A 22,177-nucleotide genomic window follows, 5' to 3' on the forward strand; every position below is an offset into this window, starting at 1 on the left:
CCCGTGAACCTCGACCTGCTCGTTCCGCTGCTGCTGCCGCTGGCGTCCTGGCTGGTGGCGCGCTGGGTCGCGCCCCGGCTGTCGCCGCGGCTGGGCAGCTGGCTGCTCGCCGGTTCCGCGCTGGTGCTCGCCGTCGGCAGCACGGCGACGCTCGCGGTCCTCGCGGCGGCGGGCCTCGCGCAGCTGCCGTTTGTCGGCGAGCTGGGCGATTTCTCCGCGGTCGCGTTCCACGGGGCGGACGCGGTGAACCTGCCGCTGGCGATCGTCAGCGGAGTCGCGCTCGTCGCCGCCGGGGTCGCATTGACGCGGGCGGCGATGCAGTACGCGCGCTGGCACCGGCAGGTGCACGCCGAGCTGAACACGCACACCCGCGAGGCTGGCTTCGTGTTGCTGCCGGGCGAGGAACCAGTCGCGTTCGCGGTGGCCGGAGGCGGCGGCCGGATCGCGGTGTCCAGCGGGATGCTCGCCGCGCTGGAACCTCAGGAACGCCGCGCGCTGCTTGCCCACGAACGCGCGCATCTGCGGCTGCGACACCACGTTTTCGCCGCGATCGTGACGGTCGCGACCACGGTCAACCCGGTGCTGCGTCCGCTCGGCTCGGCGGCCCGGTTCGCGCTGGAACGCTGGGCGGACGAAGCGGCCGCGGACCGGGTCGGCGATCGGAAACTGGTGGCCACGGCGGTCGCGAAGGCCGCGCTGGCCAGTCGGTCCCAGCCGTCGCTCGCGCTTGCCGCGACCGGTGGGCCGGTGCCGCAACGCGTGCGTGCGCTGCTTTCCGCCCCGGCGTCCGGTTCGCGACGGAACCCACTGGCAGCAGTGGCCGTGGCGGTCGTGCTCGGCGCGTGCGCCTGGTCAGCCGCCAGCACGCTCGACGCGGCGACCGATCTCCACTCCGGACTCGAGACCGCCCAGCACGCCGCTTGTGTGCTCGCGCAGGGGACCCACGGCGAGTCCGCGCTGCCGGCATTCCGACACCAGCACCGGGACTGCGCCAAGCGCTGACCGCCACGCTCCCGGCGCGGCGGCGACGTCGGAGTCGTGCAGCAGGATCGTGCCGCCGCCGGTCAGCTTTCGGCACACGGTGCGCACGACCGAGCGCGGAGTGGCTCGACTGGTCCAGTCGAATCCCCAGGTACTCCATAAAACGGGCCGAAGTCCAAGCATGCGCGCCGAGACCAAGGCGCTTGCGCTGAACACTCCATACGGCGCGCGCAGCCACTGGGGTCGCCGGTTGGCGACGAGTTCGATCAGCTCGACGGTGTGCGCCAGATCGTCGTGAAGGGCCTTCGGCGAGCGGCGCAGGAAGCAGCGGTGATCCCAGCCGTGCACTGCGATCTCGTGCCCGGCCGCGGCGATCTCCCGGCCTAATTCCGGTGCCGCGGCCAGTTCCCTGCCCAGCACGAAGAAGGTCGCGCGGACGTCCAGCTTCTCGAGCTCTCGGAGGAACTGCGGGGTGGACTGCGGGTTCGGGCCGTCGTCGAAGGTCAGTGCTACGTGGCTGGGGTCGCCTCGTCCGGCCAGTTTGGGCGTTCTCAGCTGCGGCACGAAGAACGCCGCTGGTGCTGCGTGCGCGACGGCTGCCGCGGCGAGACCGCGGATCATCCGGCCGCCTTGACCGGTCGGCGCAGCAACCACTCCAGCGCCTCGGTGAGTTCGCTTGGCGAATGGACCCACGGCACGATGCCGTCGTTGTGCAGCACGGCGGCGTTCGCGCGGCCGTGGCCGGGCAGGCAGCGGTAGGTCAGCACTGGGAGGCCGGTCGCGAGTGCCTCGGACGTCGTCAGCCCTCCCGCGTTCTGCACCACGACATCGCACGCGCGCATCAATTCGGGCATCCGGTCGACCCAGCCGAATACGTGCCGATGTCCGGTTTTCCGCAGTCTTTCCGCCAGCGCTTCATTGCGGCCGCACACTACGACCGGTTCGACGAGGCCGGTCGCGAGGAGGTCGTCGGCGGCCTGTCCGATTTGGCCGACGCCCCAGGAGCCGGCCACGACCAGCGCGAGCGGGCCGTCGTGCGGAAGACCGAAGGCGAGCCGGAGCCGCAGCCGTTCGGTGATCCCGGCGGCGGGCCGGAAGGTGGGCGCGACTAGCGGACGCGAGACGAGCGTGCGACCGGCGCCGAGCGCTTGGGCCTGGCGGGCGGCGGTTTCGTTGGGAGCGACGGTGAGCGTCGCGTCCGGGCTCACGCACAGGCGGTGCACCGACGGGTCGGTGAGGTAGACGACCAGCGGCGCGGTCAGTTCGTTCGACCGCCGCAGCCTCGCGACGGCATGTGTCGCGAGCGGGTAGGTCGACACGACGACGTCGGTGTTCTCCCCCAGCAGCTCCCGCATCTTCGGCGTGGCGAGCCCGGCGAACCGGCGGGCGGCTCCAGCCAGCGCGGGGGTGCCGAGTGCGCTGAGGAGCCAGTCCCAGCTGCGCGGCATGGTGTTCAGCTGCTGGTGGTAGGCGCCGCAGAGCAGTTCGCCGAGCCTTCCCGGGAGCAGGTCCAGGAAATCGGCGCGGACGACGTGCGCGCCGCGGCCGGAAAACCACCGGTCCAGCTCCCTGGCGGCACCGTCGTGTCCCGCTCCGATCCGGGCGGACACGATCACCACGCGGGCCATCGGGCACCTCTTTCTGCTTCTACATGGCTGTAGTAAAACTACATCGCTGTAGAATGAGAGTCGAGGCCGGGCCGCCCGCGGAGATACACCCTCGGTCCGACATTCCGGGCGCCCTCTCCGCAATTTGGGGTAAGCGGTAACCCGTCCAGGTGAGACGCCCGCTACCGTGGGTCTTTCGACCACCGGATGTGGCAGGAAGAGGAACCCCGATGCGTCGCAAGACTTCCAGCGCGCTCCGCGTCGCCCAGGTGCTCCTGGCCGTAGTTTCGCTGCTGGTCCTCGGCGGCACCGCGTTCGCGTGGTCGAAGCTGAACCAGATCACCGACGGCCTGACCAGGTCCGATGTGATCGGCTCCGGATCGAACTCGCCGATGGACGAGCAGAACATCCTGATGGTCGGCCTCGACACGCGCACCGACGCGGAGGGCAACCCGCTGCCCGAGGACGTGCTCGACCAACTGCACGCGGGCGGAGCCGAGGACGGCGGCGACACGACCGACACGATGATCGTCGTGCACATCCCGGCGGGCGGCGGGAACGCCACCGCCATCTCCATCCCGCGCGACTCGTATGTCCAGCTTGCCGGGAAGTTCGGGAAGCACAAGATCAACTCGGCTTATACCTATGGGCAGACCGCCCGGAAGAACGAGCTGAAGGCTCAGGGCGAGTCCGGGGCGCAACTGGAGACCGACTCGGCTCAGGCTGGGGCCAAGACGGCGATCGAGACCGTGCAGCAGTTGACCGGGTTGACTATTACGCACTACGCGGCGGTTAACCTGGCTGGGTTTTACTACGTTAGCCAGGCCGTTGGCGGGGTGCCGGTTTGCCTCAAGGCGCCGGTTCGGGATTCTTACTCTGGGGCCAATTTTGCCGCCGGGCCGCAGAATGTGGCTGGGGCGCAGGCGTTGCAGTTCGTGCGGCAGCGGCACGGGTTGCCCAACGGGGACCTGGATCGGATCAAGCGGCAGCAGGTCTTTATGGCCAGTATGGCTAAGACCATTCTTTCCGCTGGGACGCTTACCGACCCCGGCAAGCTGGATGCGTTGATTGGGGCGGTCAAGAAGGCTGTCGTTGTCGATACCAACTGGGATTTGCTCGGGTTTGCCCAGCAGTTGCACGGGATGAGCGCTGGGAGCATCAACTTCGTCACCGTGCCGGTGGTCAGCATTACGCTGAAGACGCCCAATGACGGGGATGCGGTGCAGGTGGATCCTCAGCAGGTGCAGAAGTTTGTCCGAGAGCAGACCGGGAGTGCTTCGTCGCCGTCGTCTTCGGCTTCCGCGCCGCCGTCTTCTGCTTCTGGGGATCCGGCGCTGGCCGGGTATGTGGTGGATGTGCGGAACTCTTCTGGCGTGGACGGGCTGGCTAACCGGGTTGCGGACAAGCTTGCCGCTGCCGGGTATCAGCGGGGATCTGTGACCAATAGCGCTACTCGGCGGACTTCTACCGTTTACTACGGGCGGGGGCAGCGCAGTCAGGCTGAGGCTATTGCGACGAAGCTTGGCGGGGTTGCGGTGGCTTCGGACAGTTCCCTGGACAAGGATCATTTCCGGGTTTATTTGGGGCAGAAGTATTCGGATGATGCCGGGGTGCATCCGGCTGCTGCTCCGGCGGTTATGGAGCCTCCGGCTGGGGGCGCTGGAAGTGCGCCGGAGATTACAGCTGATGGGGTTACTTGCGTGAACTGACTGCTCGTGCTTCGCACATCGCGGGCGGGGTTGCGTGGGGCACCCCGCAGCTTGATTGTGATGACGGTCTGGGGTGCGGGGGTGGTGTGGGTGCACTTCGAGTTGGGTGCGCTGGCCGCGGTTTCCGGCGCGTGGTTCGGGTGGTTGGCGGGGTTGTGCTTGCGGCCGCCGGTTGAGGGCGGGTAGCGCCCCAATGTGGCATTGGGTGCGTCAGACGCACCCAATGTGGCGTTCGGTGCATGCGATGCACCCAATGCCACATTGGGGCACATCTCGGAGGGCACAACTCGGAGGGCGCGGGGCGAGCGAGCGAGCGGGTCGTGAGGGGGACCCCTGAGGGAATCAGAGTCCCTGCAGGTGGCCCTCACGTGCCTCGGACGGGGCGGCGGGGGACGCAAAACGGGCCGGTCCTAAGAGGACCGGCCCGTTGCTAAAGCTGGGTTATGCGTTAAATCAGGCGTTGCTGCGACGGCGGCGGACCACCAGGATCATCGCGCCGCCTGCGATCACCAGGGCTGCGCCGATGCCGATGGGCAGGGCGGCGTTCACGCCGGTGTTCGCCAGCGGGGTCTGGCCCGAGTTGTTGCCGCCGGCCGCGGGGGCGGTCGTCGCGGGCGCGGTGGTCACCGGGCCCGTTTCGGTCCAGGTGCCGGTCGCGGCGGCTTCGACGGTGCTCTTCTGCGACTGCGCCACGATCAGCGACTGCGCCGGCTTGTCCGCGTAGTTCTTGGCCACGAACAGGCGACCCGTGTTGACGTCACCAGCGGCCTTCACCGCGAGTTCGGCCGTGCCGGGCTTCGCGTCCTTCGCGACGTCCAGGAACAGCTTCGTGCCGTTCTTGATCGCCGAGGACTTGATCTCCTCGCCGTTCTCGCCGACGACCTTCACGCCCTCGGGGAGCTTGCTCGTGAAGTCGGTGACGCTGCCGGTCGTCGCGACGGTGAACGGGCCGATCTTCGTGCCCGCTTCGCCGCTTGCCTTGGCCGGCGTGATGCTCAGCGTCGGCTTCTTCTCCTCGACGCCGGTGTTGGCGTCGCCGGTCAGGTAGTTGTACAGCGCGAGGACGTCAGCCGCCTCGTCCGGGGAGCCGTTGGCCAGCGGGTTCTCGGCGTCGAGGTCCTTGCCGTCGCTGTAGTGCCACACCGCGGCCTGCGTCGCGGTCAGCGCTTCCTTCGTGGACAGACCGTCGTGGAGCTTGGCGCCCTTGTCGGTCAGCGTCTTCTCGAGCGACGCCGCGTCCTCGGAGGGGTAGCTGTGGTGCAGCACCCAGTTGATGTTCTTGTTGTTCTTGCGGAACGGCGACTTCGCGTCGGGGTAGTCGTTCCAGGCGTGTTCGACCATCGTCTCGCCGAAGCGCGCGCCGACCTCGATCTGCACGCAGTACATCTTCGAGACGGCACCGTCGGACAGCTTCAGGTTGAACAGCGTCGTCTGAACCGTGCCCTTGCCGGCGACGTTGACGTCGAAGCCAGAAGTGCCGCCGTGCTCCAAGGTGCCCGAGGCCGCGCCGCTGCGCGCCGTGGGGGCGTTGTCGTCGGCGAGGGCGACCGGCGCGGCGATCATGAGCGCCGCTGCCGCGGACACCACCGCGGCCCCTCCCCGGACCAGAATTGACCTGCCGTGCATGCTTTCTCCCATCCAGTCCCGAACCACGAACGACGGACCGCGTGAGACCACATCTCCCCGACCACGACGGCCACCAATTCGGGTGAAGAATCCACCCAGTCAAGCGATGGCGAAGCATACACAGGGCTCACATGTGCACTGTGGGTGGTCCCCTGAATGCGCTTTACTACCATCAGTCGGAGTCGTTCCTCCCCTTGCGTTGCTCTGGGTACATGTGCAAGGAGCTGCGAAAACCCGAGAGAAAGGGCGTAGAACGGTTGAACAAGCAACCTCCCGCGGACGTGCTCGCCGCGTTCGGCTGTGCCGGTGTCCCGGTTCGGCTGGAAGGCGGGAAAGGCGAGACCTGGCGCGCCGGGGACATCGTGCTGAAACCGGTGGAGTTCGCTCCGGAAACGCGATGGCGGGCGGAGGCGCTCGCCGAGGTGGCGGAGTCGGCGGAGTTCCGGATCGCCCGGCCGCTGCGGACTCTCGACGGAGAATGGATAGCCGGGAACGGGGCATCCGCCGTCCGGAATTCATCCGGCGGTCATCCGTCGCCCGGCTGGGAGGCGAGCTTGCTGGTCTCCGGCCGCCCGGACACATCCCGGCCCGACGACGCGATCCGGGCCGGGATCGCGTTCCATGAGGCGATCGCCCGGCTGCCGCGTCCGGACTTCCTCGACTTCCGCACGGATCCCTGGGCCGTCGGAGACCGGATGGCCTGGGGAGAATTGCCGCCCGAAGGCTCGGCGACCGCTCGTGACCTCCTCCGCCCGTTGTTCGAGGCGCGTCGTCCGGTCGAGTCGGCCGCGCAGGCGGTGCACGGCGATCTCCCCGGCAACGTCCTCTTCGCACCGGGAGAGCCGCCAGCGGTGATCGACTGGGCGGTCTACTGGCGTCCCCCGGCCTGGGCCGCCGCGGTGGCCGTCGCCGACGCGTTGTGCTGGTACGACGCGGATCCCAGCCTGATCGGCCGCTGGGCGCAGTTGCCGGAATGGCAGCAGATGCTGATCCGCGCGCTCATTTACCGCATCGTCACGCACGACGTCGCCGAGCACTGGACACCGGCCCAGTTCGCCGCCTACCAGCCCGCCGTCGCGGCCGTGCTCAGTTGACCAGGTTCTCCAGCGGCTCGCCCTTCGCGTAATGCGCGAGCTGCCGTTCGGCCAGCCGCTTCGCACGCGGGTAGAACGAGTCCGAACCGCCGGCGATGTGCGGGGTGATGATCGCGCCGTCGAGGGTCCACAGAGGATGGTCGGCGGGCAGCGGCTCCGGGTCGACGACGTCGAGCGCGGCGCGCAGGCGGCCGGCGGAGACCTCGGCGGTGAGCGCGTCAGTGTCCACGGCGGTGCCGCGTCCGACGTTCACGACCAGCGCCGTGTCCGGCAGCAAAGCCAGTTCCGCGGCGCCGAAGAGGCCGCGCGTCCGCGGGGTGTCGGGCAGAACCAGCACGACGATGTCCGCGGTCGGCAGGAGTTCCGGCAGTTCGTCGATGCCGTGCACACCGGCGCGAGCGGTGCTGGCGACCCGGACCACCTCGGCTTCGCCTGCTTCCAGGTACCGCTCGATGGCGCGGCCGATCGAGCCGTAGCCGACCAGGAGGACGCGGCAGTCGGCGAGCGAGCGCGTGTGCGCCCGGTCCCACGAGCCGGTCCGCTGCTGCGCGAACCAGCGCGGGAAATACCGTTGCGCGGCAAGGATCAGCGCGAGCGCGTGCTCGGCGACGCTGAGGTCGTGCAGGCCCCGGCCGTTCGCCAGCTGCACCCCGGACGGGACGAGCGACAGCAGGTTGTCGTAACCGGCGGACAGCGTCTGGACCGCGCGCAGCGACGGCAGTTCCGGGATGAGCTTGGCCGCCGCCGGGCCCTGGTCGTAGGGCAGGACGTAGAACTCGACGTCGTCGAGACCGTCCGGCGGGGTGCCGCGGCCGTCCCAGACGACCGCGTTCAGTTCGGCCGGAACGGAAATGTCGGACCAGGGCACCAGTACACGCGCGGTCATGCTCGCCTTTCCTTCGTCTTCGCCGGAACCGCGAGCACCAGCACCGCGGCTGCGGCCATTGTCCCCGCCAGCATCAAGAACGCGGCGGCCGTGCTGCCGGTGGCGGATTCGAGCCAGCCGACCAGGTAGGTCCCGAGGAACCCGCCGAGCGCGCCCGCGGCGTTGACCACGGCCACCGCCACCGCGGCGGTCCGCTGCGGCAGGAGTTCGGAAATCATCGCGAAGAACGGGCCATACGGCGCGTACAGGGCCACCGCGGCGATCGCCAGCAGCACGAACGCCCACCAGAAGTGCTGCTTGCCCAAGAGGTACGAACCGTAGAACGCGACCGCGCCGGCGAGCAACCACGGCCACACGAAGCGCCGCCGCGCCCCGGACCGGTCCGAACCGCGCGAGTTGATCAGCATCGCGACCACGGCGAACGCGTACGGGATCGCCGACAGCAGACCGGTCGCGCCGATCCCGGCCGACGAACCCGCCTTGACGATCGACGGCAGCCAGAACACGAAGCCGTAAACCCCGATGCTCCACAACAGATACTGCGCCGCCAGCAGCAGAACCGCCTTGGACCGCAACACTTCCCGCACCGGCCGCTCAGCCGGCTCCGGCAGCTGCGCCTGTTCCGTGGCGATCGCGCTCTCGACCGCGGCACGTCCGGCCGGGTCGAGCCACGGCGTGTCGGCGGGCCGGTCGCGGACCTGCACGCGGAACACGAAAGCCCAGATCAGCGCCGGAATTCCCTCGATGATGAACATACCGCGCCAGGACGTCGCCTCGATCAGGTACCCGGAAGCCGCCGACAGCCACATCACCGTGACCGGGTTGCCGAGGATCAGGAAAGCGTTGGCCCGGCCGCGTTCCGCCTTCGTGAACCACCGCGCGAGCAGGACGACGAGCGCGGGCAGCACCGCCGCTTCCACTGCGCCGAGCAGGAACCGGACCGCGATCAGCACCGGCACCGAACTGAGCAGGCCCTGCGCGGTCGCCAGGACGCCCCACGCGAGCACCGACCAGAAGATCAGGCTGCGCACACTGCGGCGGTCGGCGTAGAGCACGCCGGGGACCTGCAGCAGGAAGTAGCCGAGGAAGAACGACGCGGCGATCAGGCCGGACGTCGTGCTCGTGAGGTTCAGTTCCTCGGCCATCCCGCCCGCGGTCGCGATCGAGAAGTTCGACCGGTCGAGGTAGGCGAGGCTGTAGGTGACGAAGACGATCGGGATCAGCCGCAGCCAGCGCTGCCTCCCGAGCGTGCCCGCCTGCTCGACGGTGTTCATTCGGTACTCCTGTCGCCGCTGACCCAAGTCCTTGACGAGCTTTCCGTAATCTGGAAAGCTATTCCGCAATGCGGTGAGAGGCAGTGTGCGTCGCCGCGCGCGGGACGTCAAGGGGGTCCGATGGCGGACATGGTCGGCAAGGCTTTACGGGTGCTGTCCCTGCTCGGCGGCTACCCCGAGGGCGTGCCGCTGTCCGAGCTCGCGCGCGCCGCCGGGTATCCGGTGAGCACCACGCATCGGCTGCTCAGTTCCTTGCAGAGCGAGGGATTCGCGCGCAATGACCCGGTGTCGAAGCGGTATTCGCTGGGGCTGCGGCTGTTCGAACTGGGCCAGTCGGTGTCACAGGCGCGCGGATTCGCCGGCGTCGCGCTGCCGGTGATGCAGAAGCTGTCCGCGGAGACCGGCGAGCCGACGCTGCTGGCCGTGCTGGACGGGCACAACCAGGTTTACGTGCACTCGGTGCAGGGGTCGCAGCGGCTGCAGATCCGCGGCGAACCGGGCGCGCGCGGGCCGTTGCACTGCACGTCGATGGGCAAATGCCTGGTCGCGTTCGCGCCCAACCGGGATGAGCTGGTCGCTTCGCTTGAACTGCCCGCGCTGGGCCCGCGCACGATCACCGCGCGCGAGGCGTTCGCGGCGGAGATCGCGGCAGTGCGCGAACGCGGTTTCGCGATCGCCGACGAGGAGCACGAGGAAGGCATCCGCGCGGTCGGCGTTCCGATCCGGACACCGGACGGGACCGCGATCGCCGCCCTGTCCACCGCGGCACCGGCTTACCGGCTGAGCGTTGCGCAGCTAGAGGAGTTCGTGCCTGCTTTGCGTGCTGCGGCAAGGGAATTGGCGGCGTTGCTGCCCCGCTGAGGTCGTGCGCGTTTATGCCGGTTCTCACCGGCATCGCCGCTCACGTGCCGATTTCGCCCCGGATCCACGAGACGAGCTGGTCCACGCGCGCCGCGGTTTCGATGCCGGGCTGCGGACAGTCCGGGCCGAAATTCTCGACCGCGATCAGCGTGTTCTTGCCCTTCACCGGCACGAAGAACGGCGAACCCGAGTCGTCCGGGCACGGGCTGTTCTCGACGGTGCGCTTCTTCAGCGGTTCAAGGGTGATCTCGTTCTTGCGCACCTCGTCGACCTGGAAGTCGCCGCGTTTGATGTGGTCGGTCTGCACGATGACCTTCGAGGACAGCGATCCCCAGCCGACGAAGGTCGTGTGCTGACCGGGATCCGGCGGACCGTCCGGCAGCGCGAGCGGTTCGATGTCGGTGACCGGCTCGGACAGTTTGGCGAGCGCGAGGTCGTTGACCGCGGACTGGCGCGTGTCCACGACCTTCAGCACGTGCCCGCGCGGATCGGAGTCGGTGAGCTTCCCGATCGCGGCGGTCATCGTGTAGTCGGGTTTGCCGCTGACGCGCGTGCCGTCGAGGTCGTGGAAGCAGTGGCCCGCGGTGACGATCCATTGCGGGGCGATCAGCGAACCGCTGCACCCGCCGGTACGGACGCCGCCGCCCTTCTCCGGAATGTCCTTTGAGGACAGTTTGACGCTGAACGGGGTGGGGTGGTCGGGCAGCGCGGGCGGCTGCGCCTTGCTGCTGGCACCGCCGACGTTGCCGGTCCCACCGCTGACTGTGCTGCTGGCGTTGCCCGCGTTGCCGCCGGCGCTGCGCGCGACCGCGACGTTCGACACCGGCTTGGCAGTCTCAGCCTCCGCCGTCCGGTGCAGGCCGACGTAGGCCCCGGCCAGCCCGGCCCCCAGGACCGTGGCGGCCGCCACGGCGCCCAGCCGAAGGCTCGCCCACTGAGCGGAACGTGACTTTGCGTGCACCACGGGGACCAAGATAGCGAAGTTGTTAAGCCGAATGAGTGAGTGTGCCCGATTAATCCGGTGACTTAGGTAGAAACTGACGCGCTTGATACGCCTAGTTTGGACTTGGTCACGGAATGCTAACGGCGCGGGGGTGTTTTGCCTGGACGCTGGGCCGTTTGGCGGCAGCGGCCGGATTGTGCGGGTTGCTCCCGATCAGTGGGACATCCGGCGGGCGCCGGGGTGGTTCGGACGGCCTTGAGGCGGTTACTTCCCGGGGGGGGCGTGGCGGGTTCTCGGGGGCGGCCTCGATACGGCTTCTCCGGGGCACGGCGCGCGGCGGGTTCCCGGCAGCAGCGCTCGGCAGGGCGATCCGGCTTCTCCGGGGCGCGCGCAGGTTCCCGGCGCGGCGCTCGGCAGGGCGATGCGGAGAACCAGCCGACGTGGCGCACCGGGCGGCTTCCTGCTGACGTCCCTGCACGCCAGGCCGTTCGTCGGAGGCGGAAACCCCTGCCGGGCTCAACGGCGACGGCGCGCGAAGCTCCCCTAGCCGACGGGCGCCGTCCTGCAGGTGCGAGCGGGAGCCGAGAGGCCCGTCCCGCGTTCACGCCCGCACGCTTACGCAGCGGGCAGGTACCGGGGTGCCTGCCGCGCGTGCGACGCCTGCTCGTACGCGTAGGCGAAGTTGAGCAACTGCGCGTCGTGGTATTTCGTGCCCAGGAACGAGATCCCGACTGGCAGCGGGCCGACGAACCCGGCTGGCACGGTGATGTTCGGGTATCCGGCGACGGACGTGTTGCGGGTGCTGCTCAGGAACCGCGGGTCGCCTGGGCGGTCCAGCGGTGAGGCGGGCAAGTCGCTCAGGGTGACGATTGCGTCGAGGCCTTTTGAGGCCAGTACGTCGTCGATCGATCGTTGCGCGATGCCCGTCGCGGTGGCGCGGTGGCGGCGGTAGGTCTGGTCGTTCAGGTTGCTGTCGGCCTTGTTCGAGTCGATCAGCAAGCTTTGGTCGAACAGCGGCATCTCGACGTCGCGGTGCTGATCGTTGTAGGCGATCAGTTCGGACAGGTTCCGCGGGTGGTTGCCGGGGGTCGCGGCGAGGTAGGCGTTCAGGTCGTGTTTGAACTCGGTCAGCAATGCGGGGAGCAGATCCGGTTTGACTGACCAGGAGATGTCTTCGACGTCTGCCCCGTCGACGACCGTGGCGCCCAGTGAGCGCAGAGTGTGCACTGTGGACTCGAAGATCCGGTCGGCTTGTTGGTCGATGCCGGTGTGGCCCTTTCGCCAGATGCCGATTCGCTTGCCGCGCAGGGCGTCGCGGTCCAGTCGGAAGTCTTTCGGGATTGTCGAAGCGGCGGCTACGGAGGCGGGGTCTGCTGGGTCGGCACCGGCTAGTACGGAGAGGGTTAGTGCGGCGTCGGTGACGTTGCGTGCGATCGGCCCGGGGGTGTCGTGCTGGGCGGTGATCGGCACGACGCCGGTGCGGCTCACGACGCCAAGGCTGGTTTTCACGCCGACGGTCGAGGTCGAGGCCGCTGGACACACGATCGAACCGTCGGTTTCGGTGCCGATGGCGACCGTTGCGAGGCCGGCTGCCGCGGCTACTGCCGAACCGCTGGACGAACCGCATGGGCTGCGGTCCAGTGCGTAGGGGTTGCGGGTCTGGCCCGCGATACCGCTCCAACCCGGGATTTGGCCGCCTGAGCGGAAGTTCGACCATTCCGACAGGTTCGCTTTGCCTAGCACGACCGCACCGGCGGCGCGCAGGCGTTGGACCAGGAACGCGTCTTTCGCTGGCCGTGAGCCGAGCATGGCGGTCGAGCCCGCGGTGGTGGTTTGCCGGTCCGCGGTGTCGGTGTTTTCCTTCAGCAGTACTGGGATTCCTTCCAGGGCGCTGCGGGAGGAGCGGGTTCGGCGGCGGGTGTCGCTTTCCTTGGCGGCCGACAGGGCGTCTGGATTGGTTTGCACGACGGCGTGCAGTTCGGGGTTCAGCTCTTCGATCCGGCGCAGGTAGCCGCGAGTGAGTTGTTCCGACGTCAGTTGCCGGTGGTCCATGGCGCGCTGCAGATCGGGAATTGTGGTTTGGTCCAGGAAACGAGAGGGCGAGGCGTCCGCCGCGGCGGGCAGGAGCAGGCCCGCCGCGGTGAGGGCTGCCACTGAAAGTCGCTTCAGTGAGGTGCGCATTGTTCTTCCTTTTACTCGCGGAGGCCAATGGCGTCGATGGGCTTGGCGTGCAGGGTGACCCGAGTGGACAGACCGAGCGAGACCAGGCTGAGCAAGAAGGCTCCGGCGATGATTCCGCCGAATACCGCGGGGGTTCCGGACGGCAGCGGGGTATCGCGCAGGGCAAGGTTGAGCAGTACCAACGGAATTGCTGCCACTACTGTGCCGAGCAATGCCGCGACACCGGCGGTCGTCAACGCTTCCAGGCGCATCATTCGCACGACTTGGCCGCGCGTGGTGCCGATCAATCGCAGCAGGGCGAATTCACGGGAGCGCTGCGCTGTGGTCATCACCAGCGTGTTGGCCACCGAGATCACTACGTAGCCAAGGATCACGCCGACGGCGACGAGGTTCAGGTAGAACTGTTGTTGTCCTGAAGCGCTTTCCACCGCGGAAACGGTGGAGCCTGGTGTCACGGTGAGACCTGGGTAGCGGGCGCTGAGACTGCGCAACGCGGCGGTCATCGCAGCGGGATCAGCGTTCGGGTCTTGGCGCACCAGAACGGAATTGTCCATCCGGTCGCCGGTGTGCGCGCGGGCGAGGCCGGCGGGCAGTACATATTCGCCGAAAGCCTGGTTGTGCGTGTAGACCGCGACCAGTTTCACCTTGGCCGGCCGTCCGTCCGCGAACCAGAAGTCGACCTCGTCGCCGATTTTCTTGTCGTACCAATCGGCTTCGCCCTTGCTCATCGCGACGGTGTCGCCGCGCAGGTCGGCCAGGTTCCCGGACACGACGCCGAGGTCGAGCACACCGCGGACCTGGTCGCCGTCCAATCCCTGCGCTGGGTACTTCATCACGCGCAGCCGTTTCTCCTCCGGGACCGTGGTGACGACATCGGTGCGGATCACCGAAGTGGCGGCCGCGACTCCGGGGAGCGCCCGCGCCGCCGCGGCGACCTCCGGGGAGAGCGCACCGGTGGTGCTCGTCAGGACGTGGTCCGCGGTGGTCGACCGGACAGCCTGCTCCTGCTTGGCCGCGGCGGCCGACGTCTGGCTGTAGAACATCGAGATCGCGAACGAGACCGCGAGCATCACCGGGGTGACCGCCGAGGCGAGCCGCCGGGCGTTGGCCTGGTTGTTCGCGGCGGCCAGGTAGCCGCTGATCCGCGAGACACCGGACAGCACCGGGGCGATGATCCGGGTCATGAAGGCGACCACCTTCGGCCCGAGCACGGAGAGCCCGATCACGACCACCAGCGCGGACATCGAGGAGGCCGCGAGCGCACCGTCGCCGGTCACGTACATCGGGACGGTCGAACCGCCGAAGCCGAGCACCACCAGCAGCCAGCCGATGAGGACCCGGGTCCGGCCCAGTTCGCGGCGTTCGACGGCCGCCTCGCCAAGTGCCTCGATCGGGCGGATCGACGCCGGACGCCGGGCCGCCGACCACGCGGCCAGCCGCGCCGCGCCCAAGCCGAGCAGGAACGCGACGACGAGCGGCAGCGGGCCGACCGCGAGACCGAAGTCCGGCGGAATCACACCGATCCCGGCGAACGCGTTGCGCAATCCGTAGCCGACGGCCACGCCCAGCCCCGCGCCGAGCACTCCGGCGAGGGTCGCGACCAGCATGGTTTCGGCGCTGATCAGCTTGCGGATCTGCTTCGGCGTGGCCGCGATCGCCCGCAGCAGCGCGAATTCCCGCCGTCGCTGGTTGATCACCAACGCCAGCGTGCTCGAGACGACGAACACCGCGACCAGGATCGCGAACCCGCCGAACGAACCCGCGAGGGCGAACAGCAGCACCCGGGTTTGGCTCACGTCGAGGAATTCGACGGTGCTGCGGCTCATCCCGGTGGTCACCGTGACCGGTTCGCCGCTGACTGCCGCGCTGATCCGGTCTTCCAGCTCGCCCGTCGACACTCCGGGGGCGGCGAGCACGCCGACCGCGTGGACCTGGCCGGGCTTGCCGGAGAGATCAGCGGCGCGTGCGGCGGAGAAGAACAGGGCCGACTGCCGGGTCAGCCCGGTGCCGGATTTGGGCGTGGCGATGCCGGTGACGCGGAACTCCATCGGCGTGGAGCGAGTCGAAATCCGCACCGTGCTGCCGACCGAAACTCCGCTGCGGGCCGCCAGTTCCGCGTCGAAAACGACCTCGTTCGCTGCTTCCGGCGCATGGCCTTCGCGCAGAGAGAACGGGGCCAGCACGGCCGCGTCCCAGTTGTGTCCGCGCGACTGGGTGCCGTTCGGGCCGGTGAGCACCTGGCCGCTGGACGTCACGACGTTCGCCGGGAAGTCCTGCTCCGGTACTGCCTGCCGCACCCCGGGCACGTCGGCGATCCGCTTGATCAGCGTTTCGGGCACCGTGGTCTGTTCGGTGACCTGCTCGGACTCGCCGAAATCCGCGCCAGGGGGCTTCGTGGTCTGCACCCCGCCGACCACCACCGCCGCTTCGGCGTAACGCTGGGTCGGGACTCCGGCGCGAAGACCGGATTCCATGAGAATGCCGCAGCCCGCGACGAGCGCGGTGCCGCAGAGGATCGCGATGAACGCGCCGACGAACCCGCTCAGCCGGGTCTTCGTCGTCTGCCAAGCCAACGACCACATGGCGGTCACCACTCCCCGAGGTGGGTCATCCGCTCGGCGACCCGTTCCGGGGTCGGCTGCGGGAGATGGCCGGCGAGCTTGCCGTCGGCGAGGAACAGCACCCCGTGCGCGGCGGACGCGGCGACCGGGTCGTGGGTGACCATCAACACGGTCTGTCCCATCTGGTCGACTACGGTGCGCAACAGGTCGAGCACCTGACGCGCGGTACGGGTGTCGAGCGCGCCGGTCGGTTCGTCGGCGAGCACGACCTCGGGCCGGGTGATCAGCGCGCGGGCGATCGCGACGCGCTGCTGCTGACCGCCGGACAGTTCCGCCGGACGGTGCTCCAGCCGCTTCGCGATGCCGACGCCGTCGACGATCTCGCGCAGCCAGCGGGCGTCCGGCTTCTTGCCAGCCAACCGCATCGGCAGGGTGATGTTCTGCAGCACGTTCAGCGACGGCAGCAGGTTGTAGGCCTGGAAAATGAACCCGATCCGGGTCCGGCGCAATTCGGTGAGCGCGCGCTCGCGGAGCCCGCCGAGTTCGGTTTCGCCGAGCAGCACCTTGCCCGAACTCGGCTTGTCCAGTCCGGCCGCGCAGTGCAGGAAGGTGCTCTTTCCGGATCCGGACGGCCCCATCACCGCGGTGAACGAGCCTCGCTGGATCCCGACCGACACGCCGTCCAGCGCGGTGACCGCGCCGTCGCCGGAGCCGTAGATCTTGCGCACCGCTTCCAGCCTCAGGGCGTGTGTTCCGCCTGTGTTCATCTTCGTGTCGCTCCTTGGACCAGCAGATTCTCTGTCGGTAACGAAGCTATGGCGACGGGTGCGCGAAAACGATCCCGAGCGCGGGAGTCTTGGGGGTAGCGCAGGCACCACCACACCCGGTGAGGAAGTCCTAATGGGACACTGTGCGGGTGAAAGGCTGGCTGCGCTCGTGGTGGTCCGGACTCCGCTACTTGCTGGTCGGGGCCGCGACCTCGTTCCTCGCCATGCTGCTCTTTTTCGCCATGGCGGTCGTGCTCATGACGTGCCTGATCGGCGTCGGGATCCCCGCGCTCCCGGTGGCGCTGAAACTGATCCGCTACCCGCTGCGCTTCGAACGCCGTCGCGCCGGGCGCAGGCTCGGCGAGCCGATCGCGGAGCCGTACGCCAACGTTTCGCCGATTCGCGACCCGGCGAGCCTGCGGGACCTCGCGTGGCTCACGGTGCACGCGGTGCTCGGCTTCATCGTCGGCGTGCTCGCGTTCGGCCTGCCGCTCGGCGGGCTGCGCCAGATCCTCACCGGCGTGTTCTGGTGGCTGGTGCCCGGCGGAATCCCCAGTTCGCTGGCGTTCGTGGTGAACTCGTGGCCGCTGGCCGCGCTCTGCGTGTTCAGCGGGATCGTGATGATCGCGCTCACCTTTTGGGCCGCGCCGCTTGCTCGCTGGCAAGCGCTGGCGACGCGGGCGCTTCTCGGCCCGCGGCCCGGGGCTTCGCTGACCGACCGGGTCGTCGAACTGACCGCGACCCGCGCCGCCGCGCTCGAAGCGCACGGTGCCGAACTCCGCCGGCTCGAACGCGATCTGCACGACGGGACGCAGGCCCGGCTGTCCGCGGTCGTGCTGCAACTCGGGATCGCCGACCAGCTTTTCGAAGGAAATCCGGCCAAGGCAAGGGAACTGCTCGGCAAGGCACAGGACGCGGCGACCGAAGCGCTCGCCGAATTGCGCACAGTCGTGCGGAGCATCCACCCGCCGCTGCTGACCGACCGCGGCCTCGACGGCGCGATCACCGCACTCGCCGACCGGTGCGCGGTTCCGTGCACTGTGGACGTTCGCAGCTCCGCGCGCCGCCCGGCCGCGGTCGAGGCGGCGGTGTACTTCATCGTCGCCGAAACACTGGCGAACGTGACCAAGCATTCGGGAGCCGAACAGGCGTCGATTACGCTCGACGGCACCGTCGACACCCTGCGGATCCGCATCCGCGACGACGGGCGCGGCGGTGCGGACGAATCCCAGGGCAGCGGACTGGCCGGGATCCGGAAACGCGCCGAAGCTTTCGACGGGACGGTCACGCTCACGAGCCCGCCCGGTGGACCGACTGTTCTGGAAGTGGAGTTGCCATGCGGGTCGTGATCGTCGAGGACGACGCCCTGCTGCGAGAAGGTTTGGTGTTGCTGCTGGACACCTCGGGCATCGAGGTCGCCGCGGCTTTCGACAACACCGGCGAATTCCTCGCTTTCGTCCGCGAAGACCGCCCGGACGCGGTGATCACCGACGTCCGGCTGCCCCCGACGCACACCGACGAGGGCCTGCGTGCGGCCGTGCAAGCGCGGCAGCTGCACCCCGGGCTGCCGGTGCTGGTGTTGTCCGCGCACGTGGAAACCGGCTACGCGGCGGAACTGCTCGCGGACGGCAAGGGCGCGGTCGGGTACCTGCTCAAGGAACGCGTCGGCAAGGTCGCGAAGTTCCTCGACTCACTGCATCGGGTGGCAGACGGCGGCACGGCGATGGACCCGGAGGTGGTGACCCAGCTGCTGGCCCACCGCCGCGACCCGATCGACGCGCTGACCGCGCGCGAACGCGAGGTGCTCGGCCTGATGGCCGAGGGCTACAACAACGCCACGATCGCGGAACTGCTGGTGGTCAGCGACGGAACGGTGCTCAAGCACATCCGCAACATCTTCGCGAAACTGGGCCTGCCGGAGGACAGCGGGCACCGGCGGGTGCTGGCGGTGCTGGCCTATTTGAACGGGAAGAGGTAGCGCAGGCGCTACCACGAAGTTGGGGGTCTGCGGCGTGGTTGACGCCCTCGCCTCTCCATAGTGTTCTCGGCATGGAAACTTCCCGTAGCCGCACCGCCGGCGGCCCTGTTGTGACTACCTTGCTGTGGCTGGTTTTTCTCGCCGGTGCCGCCGCCAATTCGCTCGGCCAGTTCGCCGGGCTGGAGGACACTTACCGGTACATCGGCGGCGGAATCGCGGCGGCGTGCCTGGTGTTGTTGCTGGTGCGTTTTCTGGCCCGCCGCAAGGATTGACCCGAAGAAGGGGCTGGGCAGCGCACACCCAGCCCCTTCAGTCTCAGGACACCTTGGGCGTCGCCCGCGCGCCGAAGTGCAGGTACGGCTCACCGGTCGGCAGGGTGTAGAACAGCACCGGCGTCCAGAACTGCCCGCCCGGCATGCGGAGCACGAACAGCGTGTCCGAGACCGCCACCAGGTCGTATTCCTGGACCTTGTCCGGCATCAGCTCCGCCAGCGGTCCGGTCGTCGTGTACACGACCCGCAGGCCGCCCTCGCGTTCCACCACCTCGACGTGCGCGCCAGCGCGTTCGTACACGCCGAGGTGCCGGCTCACGTCGACGGTGACCGGCGTGGCCGGGGGTTCGAGCGGAAGCGGCATGGCGACGTCGGCGAGTTCGGCGAAGATTTCCCGGTACAGCTCGGTGAACAGGTCCCGGGCGTGGCCGCCGTTCGTCAGCAGCGTGACCGCGAGGCCCGCGTCCGGCAGCAGGCGCAGGAACGCCGACTGGCCGATCGTGTTGCCGTCGTGCCCGATGACGCGCCGGCCGCCCCACTCGTCGCGGATCCAGCCGAGGCCCCACGAATCGCCGAGCGTGTGCTTGTCCGGGACATCCGCCTGTTTTTCCGCCATCGCGGCGGCTGATTCCGCCGACAGGATCCGCGTGCCGTCCTCGGTCAGGCCGCCGGTGAGGTGCAGGCGGGCGAACGCGAGGACGTCCTTCGCGCGCGCGGTGATCAGGCCGGCCGGTCCGGCCGAGCGGGGCAACTGCCAGACCGGGGCCGGAGCCGGATCCTGGTCATCCGGCGCGACGTGTCCGACGGCGGCGCGGAACAGCAGCGCCTCCTCCGGCAGCGTGACGGTGTGGGTGAGACCGAGCGGGGTGTACAGCTTGTCCCGCATCGCGGCGTCCCAGGTCTTCCCGGTGAGCTTCTCGATCACCCGGCCCATGAGGACGAAACCCGAGTTGCAGTAGGAGAAAGTCGCGCCGAGAGGATGGTTCTGCGCGGCCTCGTCCAGCAGGTCGACGAACTTCTCGACGCAGTCGTCGCCGCGGCCGGTGTCGGTGAAGATATCGCCGTCGATGCCGCTGGTGTGCGTCAGCAAGTGCCGCATGGTGACGCGCTTGGTCACCTCTGGGTCCGACAGGCGCAGTTCGGGCAGCACGTCGACGATCGGCGCGTCGAGGTCGAGCAGCCCCTCGTCGACGAGCTGCATCACCACGGTCGACGTCCATACCTTGGAGATCGAGCCGATCTGGAACAGCGAGTCCTCGGTGACCTCGACCTCCGTCTTCTTGCTCAGCACACCGTGGGTCGCGAACACCTCCTCGCCGGTGTCGACGCGCAGGATGCCCAGCGACGCACCGGGAACATCGTGCTTGCGCGCCAGTTCCGCCAGCCGCCGGCTCCAGTGCGCGGCCTCGATCGGCACCCGCGAACCGGCGTACTGCTCGACCCAGTCGACCACGCGCCGGTTGTAGTCGGCGCGGTGCGACGGCGGACCGTCCAAAACGAACAGATGCGCGCCGCCCGGGTACAGCACCAGGCGGGACGGCACGTCCCGCTCGCGCAGCGCGGTGAACCACTGCTCGGCCTGACCGACCGGGCAGCGGACGTCTTCGCCGCCGTGCAGGATCAGCGTCGGCGTGCGGACGTTCTCGACCTGCGCGTGCGGCGAGGAGTCCGCGTAGTGGCCCGACGAGAGTCCGGAGAATTCGTTGACAGCCATGAAATGCCCGCCGTCGGACGTGCCGGCCAGGCTGGTCAGGTCGCTGACCACGCCACCGGCGACGGCAGCGGCGAAGCGGTCGTCGCGGCTGGTCAGGTAGCAGGTCATGTAGCCGCCGTAGCTGTACCCGGTGACGGCGAGCCGGTCCGGGTCGGCGAGGCCTTCGGCGACGAGCTGGTCGATCGGTTCGAGGAAGTCCGGTGCGTCCGCTTGGCCCCACGCGCCGACCGCCGCGGTGTAGAACGCTTCGCCGTAACCGTCGCTGGCTCGCGGGTTGATCAGCAGCACTGCCCAGCCGCGCGCGGCAAGGGTCTGGTGGTACAGGTGAATCGAGTCCGCGGCACCGTTCCAGGCATTGTGCGGGCCGCCGTGGATGTCGATCAGCAGCGGCTGCGCGCCAGTGCGTTCAGCGTCGCGGATGAGCCAGCCCTGCACCACGGTGCCGTCGCTGATGGTGAATTCGCGCGATTCCCGGGTGAACAATTCCACTTCGGACACTGCGTCGCCGTGCTTCGTTCGCACGTCGACTTTGCCCGTGGCGCGGTCGAGGACGGCGACCTCGCCGAAGGATTCGTTGGTGGACAGCACAATCGCGGCCTGGTCGCCGACTAAGTCCACTCCGGACACCACATTGCCGTCACCGGTCAGCACCGCGCGAGGCTCGCCACCGGCAAGGTCCACTTCGTACAGATGAGTGCAGCCGCGGTCGCGGATCGCGAACAGCACGACGTCGCCCGCCTCGGTAAGCTGCGGCAGCGCACCCGGGTAGCCGGGGCCGCCGGGCATCACATTGCGGTCAAGGCTGGCGGCCAGGTTGACCGTCTCGCCGCCGTCGAGCGGAACGCGCAGCAGACCGAGGTGTCCAGTGGTGGTGTCGGTGCGGCCGACCACCAGCAGCGCCTTGCCGTCCTTGGTCCAGCCGACCGTGGCCGCCATGCCCTCGTCGGTGCCGACCAGGCGCGGTTCGGCGTTCCGCTCGGTGACGTCGAGGACGTAGGCGGCGGACCGGAAGGTGAGGTCGGCGTCGTCGTCCAGTGCCGCGGTGAACGCCACGTGCTTGCCGTCGGGCGACCAGGCGGGCTGGCCCGCGTGCCAATCGCCAAACGTGCGCTGCTGGACTTCGCCGGTGGCGACGTCGAGGACGTGGACGTGGCTGCGGAGCGTCTTCAGCAGGCCGGGGCCGTCGGACTTGTAGTCCAGCCGCTCGGCGACGATCGGCGTGTTCGCCGGCGGCGCTTCGACAACCGCGGCGAGGTCGATCGCCGCGGAGAACGCGATCTTGCTGCCGTCCGGGCTCCACACCGGCGCGCCCGCGCCGAGCGGGAGCTTGGTGAGCTGCTCGGCCTCGCCGCCGTCCGCCGGGAGAACCCAGACCTGCGGCGGACCGTCCTGGGCGCGCAGGAACGCCAGCCGCGAACCGTCCGGGGACCATTTCGGCACCGCGTCCGCGTTTCCGCGTGTGAGCTGGCGGGCTTCGCCGGAGGAGGCGCCGACCGTCCACAGCGCGTCGACGTTCCGGTCCTCCTCCCGGTCCGCGGTCCGGACCACGTAGGCGATCCGGCTGCCGTCCGGCGAAAGGGCGGGCTGACTGGGCGCGGCGAGGTCGTACAGGTCATCGATGCCGAGACGGCGGGTCATACGCTGGCTCCTTGAGAGATCGCGGGCTCGTGGCCCTGGGATTCGGCACTGTGCTGATCGTTCCTGATCCGGCCACAGCCACGGC

At 69.0% G+C, this 22,177-nt stretch carries 16 protein-coding genes and 1 pseudogene; 7 read left to right on the forward strand and 10 right to left on the reverse strand.

Annotation, left to right across the window (positions count from 1 at the left end):
* Positions 1 to 3: 3 nt before the first annotated feature.
* The gene (locus L3Q65_RS29955; protein ID WP_237597234.1) at positions 4 to 1,002 is read left to right on the forward strand and encodes a M56 family metallopeptidase; all 999 of its coding nucleotides are present in this window, start codon (positions 4 to 6) and stop codon (positions 1,000 to 1,002) included.
* Between the two features lie 204 nt (positions 1,003 to 1,206).
* Here the strand turns inward: L3Q65_RS29955 and L3Q65_RS29960 are convergent.
* Positions 1,207 to 1,602, reverse strand: a pseudogene (locus L3Q65_RS29960) (polysaccharide deacetylase family protein); the annotation flags it as partial.
* Positions 1,599 to 2,609, reverse strand: a complete 1,011-nt coding sequence (locus tag L3Q65_RS29965; RefSeq protein WP_237597235.1) for a glycosyltransferase — start codon at positions 2,607 to 2,609, stop codon at positions 1,599 to 1,601. The pseudogene L3Q65_RS29960 and the gene L3Q65_RS29965, both read right to left, overlap by 4 nt.
* A 209-nt stretch (positions 2,610 to 2,818) precedes the next feature.
* Here L3Q65_RS29965 and L3Q65_RS29970 point away from each other — a divergent pair, with 209 nt between their 5' ends.
* A complete protein-coding gene (locus tag L3Q65_RS29970; RefSeq protein WP_182889872.1) occupies positions 2,819 to 4,297 on the forward strand; it encodes an LCP family protein in 1,479 nt (492 codons plus the stop codon).
* 453 nt (positions 4,298 to 4,750) lie between these two features.
* On the opposite strand, the gene L3Q65_RS29975 is transcribed toward L3Q65_RS29970, so the two are convergent.
* The gene (locus L3Q65_RS29975) at positions 4,751 to 5,923 is read right to left on the reverse strand and encodes a thioester domain-containing protein (RefSeq protein ID WP_237597236.1); all 1,173 of its coding nucleotides are present in this window, start codon (positions 5,921 to 5,923) and stop codon (positions 4,751 to 4,753) included.
* Between the two features lie 257 nt (positions 5,924 to 6,180).
* On the opposite strand from L3Q65_RS29975, the gene L3Q65_RS29980 reads away from it, so the two are divergent.
* On the forward strand, positions 6,181 to 7,017 hold the full coding sequence (locus L3Q65_RS29980) for a TIGR02569 family protein (RefSeq protein ID WP_182889870.1): 837 nt from the start codon (positions 6,181 to 6,183) through the stop codon (positions 7,015 to 7,017).
* On the opposite strand, the gene L3Q65_RS29985 is transcribed toward L3Q65_RS29980, so the two are convergent.
* Together L3Q65_RS29985 and L3Q65_RS29990 are read right to left on the reverse strand one after the other, a co-directional pair.
* A complete protein-coding gene (locus L3Q65_RS29985) occupies positions 7,010 to 7,903 on the reverse strand; it encodes a 2-hydroxyacid dehydrogenase (RefSeq protein ID WP_182889869.1) in 894 nt (297 codons plus the stop codon). The two genes, L3Q65_RS29980 and L3Q65_RS29985, sit on opposite strands and share 8 nt — an antisense overlap.
* On the reverse strand, positions 7,900 to 9,177 hold the full coding sequence (locus tag L3Q65_RS29990; protein WP_237597237.1) for an MFS transporter: 1,278 nt from the start codon (positions 9,175 to 9,177) through the stop codon (positions 7,900 to 7,902). Before L3Q65_RS29990 ends, L3Q65_RS29985 begins: the two co-directional genes overlap by 4 nt.
* 120 nt (positions 9,178 to 9,297) lie before the next feature.
* On the opposite strand from L3Q65_RS29990, the gene L3Q65_RS29995 reads away from it, so the two are divergent.
* Positions 9,298 to 10,038 carry an IclR family transcriptional regulator gene (locus L3Q65_RS29995; protein WP_182889867.1) on the forward strand — a complete coding sequence of 247 codons (741 nt, stop codon included), beginning with the start codon at positions 9,298 to 9,300 and terminating at the stop codon, positions 10,036 to 10,038.
* A 40-nt stretch (positions 10,039 to 10,078) separates the two neighbouring features.
* On the opposite strand, the gene L3Q65_RS30000 is transcribed toward L3Q65_RS29995, so the two are convergent.
* From L3Q65_RS30000 to L3Q65_RS30015, 4 genes are all read right to left on the reverse strand, one after another.
* Positions 10,079 to 10,948 carry a trypsin-like serine protease gene (locus L3Q65_RS30000; protein WP_182889866.1) on the reverse strand — a complete coding sequence of 290 codons (870 nt, stop codon included), beginning with the start codon at positions 10,946 to 10,948 and terminating at the stop codon, positions 10,079 to 10,081.
* 648 nt (positions 10,949 to 11,596) lie between these two features.
* The gene (locus L3Q65_RS30005; RefSeq protein ID WP_237597238.1) at positions 11,597 to 13,162 is read right to left on the reverse strand and encodes an amidase; all 1,566 of its coding nucleotides are present in this window, start codon (positions 13,160 to 13,162) and stop codon (positions 11,597 to 11,599) included.
* Between the two features lie 11 nt (positions 13,163 to 13,173).
* On the reverse strand, positions 13,174 to 15,744 hold the full coding sequence (locus L3Q65_RS30010; RefSeq protein WP_182890238.1) for an FtsX-like permease family protein: 2,571 nt from the start codon (positions 15,742 to 15,744) through the stop codon (positions 13,174 to 13,176).
* 5 nt (positions 15,745 to 15,749) lie between these two features.
* Positions 15,750 to 16,490, reverse strand: coding sequence for an ABC transporter ATP-binding protein (locus L3Q65_RS30015; protein ID WP_182889864.1), 741 nt, complete (start codon positions 16,488 to 16,490; stop codon positions 15,750 to 15,752).
* Positions 16,491 to 16,639: 149 nt separating this feature from the next.
* Here L3Q65_RS30015 and L3Q65_RS30020 point away from each other — a divergent pair, with 149 nt between their 5' ends.
* From L3Q65_RS30020 to L3Q65_RS30030, 3 genes are all read left to right on the forward strand, one after another.
* Positions 16,640 to 17,839, forward strand: coding sequence for a sensor histidine kinase (locus tag L3Q65_RS30020; protein WP_237597239.1), 1,200 nt, complete (start codon positions 16,640 to 16,642; stop codon positions 17,837 to 17,839).
* The gene (locus tag L3Q65_RS30025) at positions 17,827 to 18,468 is read left to right on the forward strand and encodes a response regulator transcription factor (protein ID WP_182889862.1); all 642 of its coding nucleotides are present in this window, start codon (positions 17,827 to 17,829) and stop codon (positions 18,466 to 18,468) included. The genes L3Q65_RS30020 and L3Q65_RS30025 overlap by 13 nt, the downstream gene beginning before the upstream one ends.
* A 71-nt stretch (positions 18,469 to 18,539) precedes the next feature.
* Positions 18,540 to 18,740 carry a hypothetical protein gene (locus L3Q65_RS30030; protein WP_182889861.1) on the forward strand — a complete coding sequence of 67 codons (201 nt, stop codon included), beginning with the start codon at positions 18,540 to 18,542 and terminating at the stop codon, positions 18,738 to 18,740.
* 43 nt (positions 18,741 to 18,783) lie between these two features.
* Here the strand turns inward: L3Q65_RS30030 and L3Q65_RS30035 are convergent, their stop codons facing one another.
* Positions 18,784 to 22,092: a serine hydrolase gene (locus L3Q65_RS30035; protein ID WP_237597240.1), complete on the reverse strand. Its 3,309-nt coding sequence runs from the start codon at positions 22,090 to 22,092 to the stop codon at positions 18,784 to 18,786.
* Positions 22,093 to 22,177 lie beyond the last annotated feature (85 nt).

It is taken from the genome of Amycolatopsis sp. FU40 (assembly GCF_021903635.1).
Taxonomy (GTDB): Bacteria; Actinomycetota; Actinomycetes; order Mycobacteriales; family Pseudonocardiaceae; genus Amycolatopsis; species Amycolatopsis dendrobii.

Coding starts and splice junctions, on each gene's coding strand:
- L3Q65_RS30015 (WP_182889864.1), bottom strand. CDS start 16,490: ATGAACACAGGCGGAACACACGCCCTGAGGCTGGAAGCGGTGCGCAAG.
- L3Q65_RS30010 (WP_182890238.1), bottom strand. CDS start 15,744: ATGTGGTCGTTGGCTTGGCAGACGACGAAGACCCGGCTGAGCGGGTTC.
- L3Q65_RS29990 (WP_237597237.1), bottom strand. CDS start 9,177: ATGAACACCGTCGAGCAGGCGGGCACGCTCGGGAGGCAGCGCTGGCTG.
- L3Q65_RS30035 (WP_237597240.1), bottom strand. CDS start 22,092: ATGACCCGCCGTCTCGGCATCGATGACCTGTACGACCTCGCCGCGCCC.
- L3Q65_RS30005 (WP_237597238.1), bottom strand. CDS start 13,162: ATGCGCACCTCACTGAAGCGACTTTCAGTGGCAGCCCTCACCGCGGCG.
- L3Q65_RS29965 (WP_237597235.1), bottom strand. CDS start 2,609: ATGGCCCGCGTGGTGATCGTGTCCGCCCGGATCGGAGCGGGACACGAC.
- L3Q65_RS29970 (WP_182889872.1), top strand. CDS start 2,819: ATGCGTCGCAAGACTTCCAGCGCGCTCCGCGTCGCCCAGGTGCTCCTG.
- L3Q65_RS29975 (WP_237597236.1), bottom strand. CDS start 5,923: ATGCACGGCAGGTCAATTCTGGTCCGGGGAGGGGCCGCGGTGGTGTCC.
- L3Q65_RS30025 (WP_182889862.1), top strand. CDS start 17,827: ATGCGGGTCGTGATCGTCGAGGACGACGCCCTGCTGCGAGAAGGTTTG.
- L3Q65_RS30030 (WP_182889861.1), top strand. CDS start 18,540: ATGGAAACTTCCCGTAGCCGCACCGCCGGCGGCCCTGTTGTGACTACC.
- L3Q65_RS29985 (WP_182889869.1), bottom strand. CDS start 7,903: ATGACCGCGCGTGTACTGGTGCCCTGGTCCGACATTTCCGTTCCGGCC.
- L3Q65_RS29995 (WP_182889867.1), top strand. CDS start 9,298: ATGGCGGACATGGTCGGCAAGGCTTTACGGGTGCTGTCCCTGCTCGGC.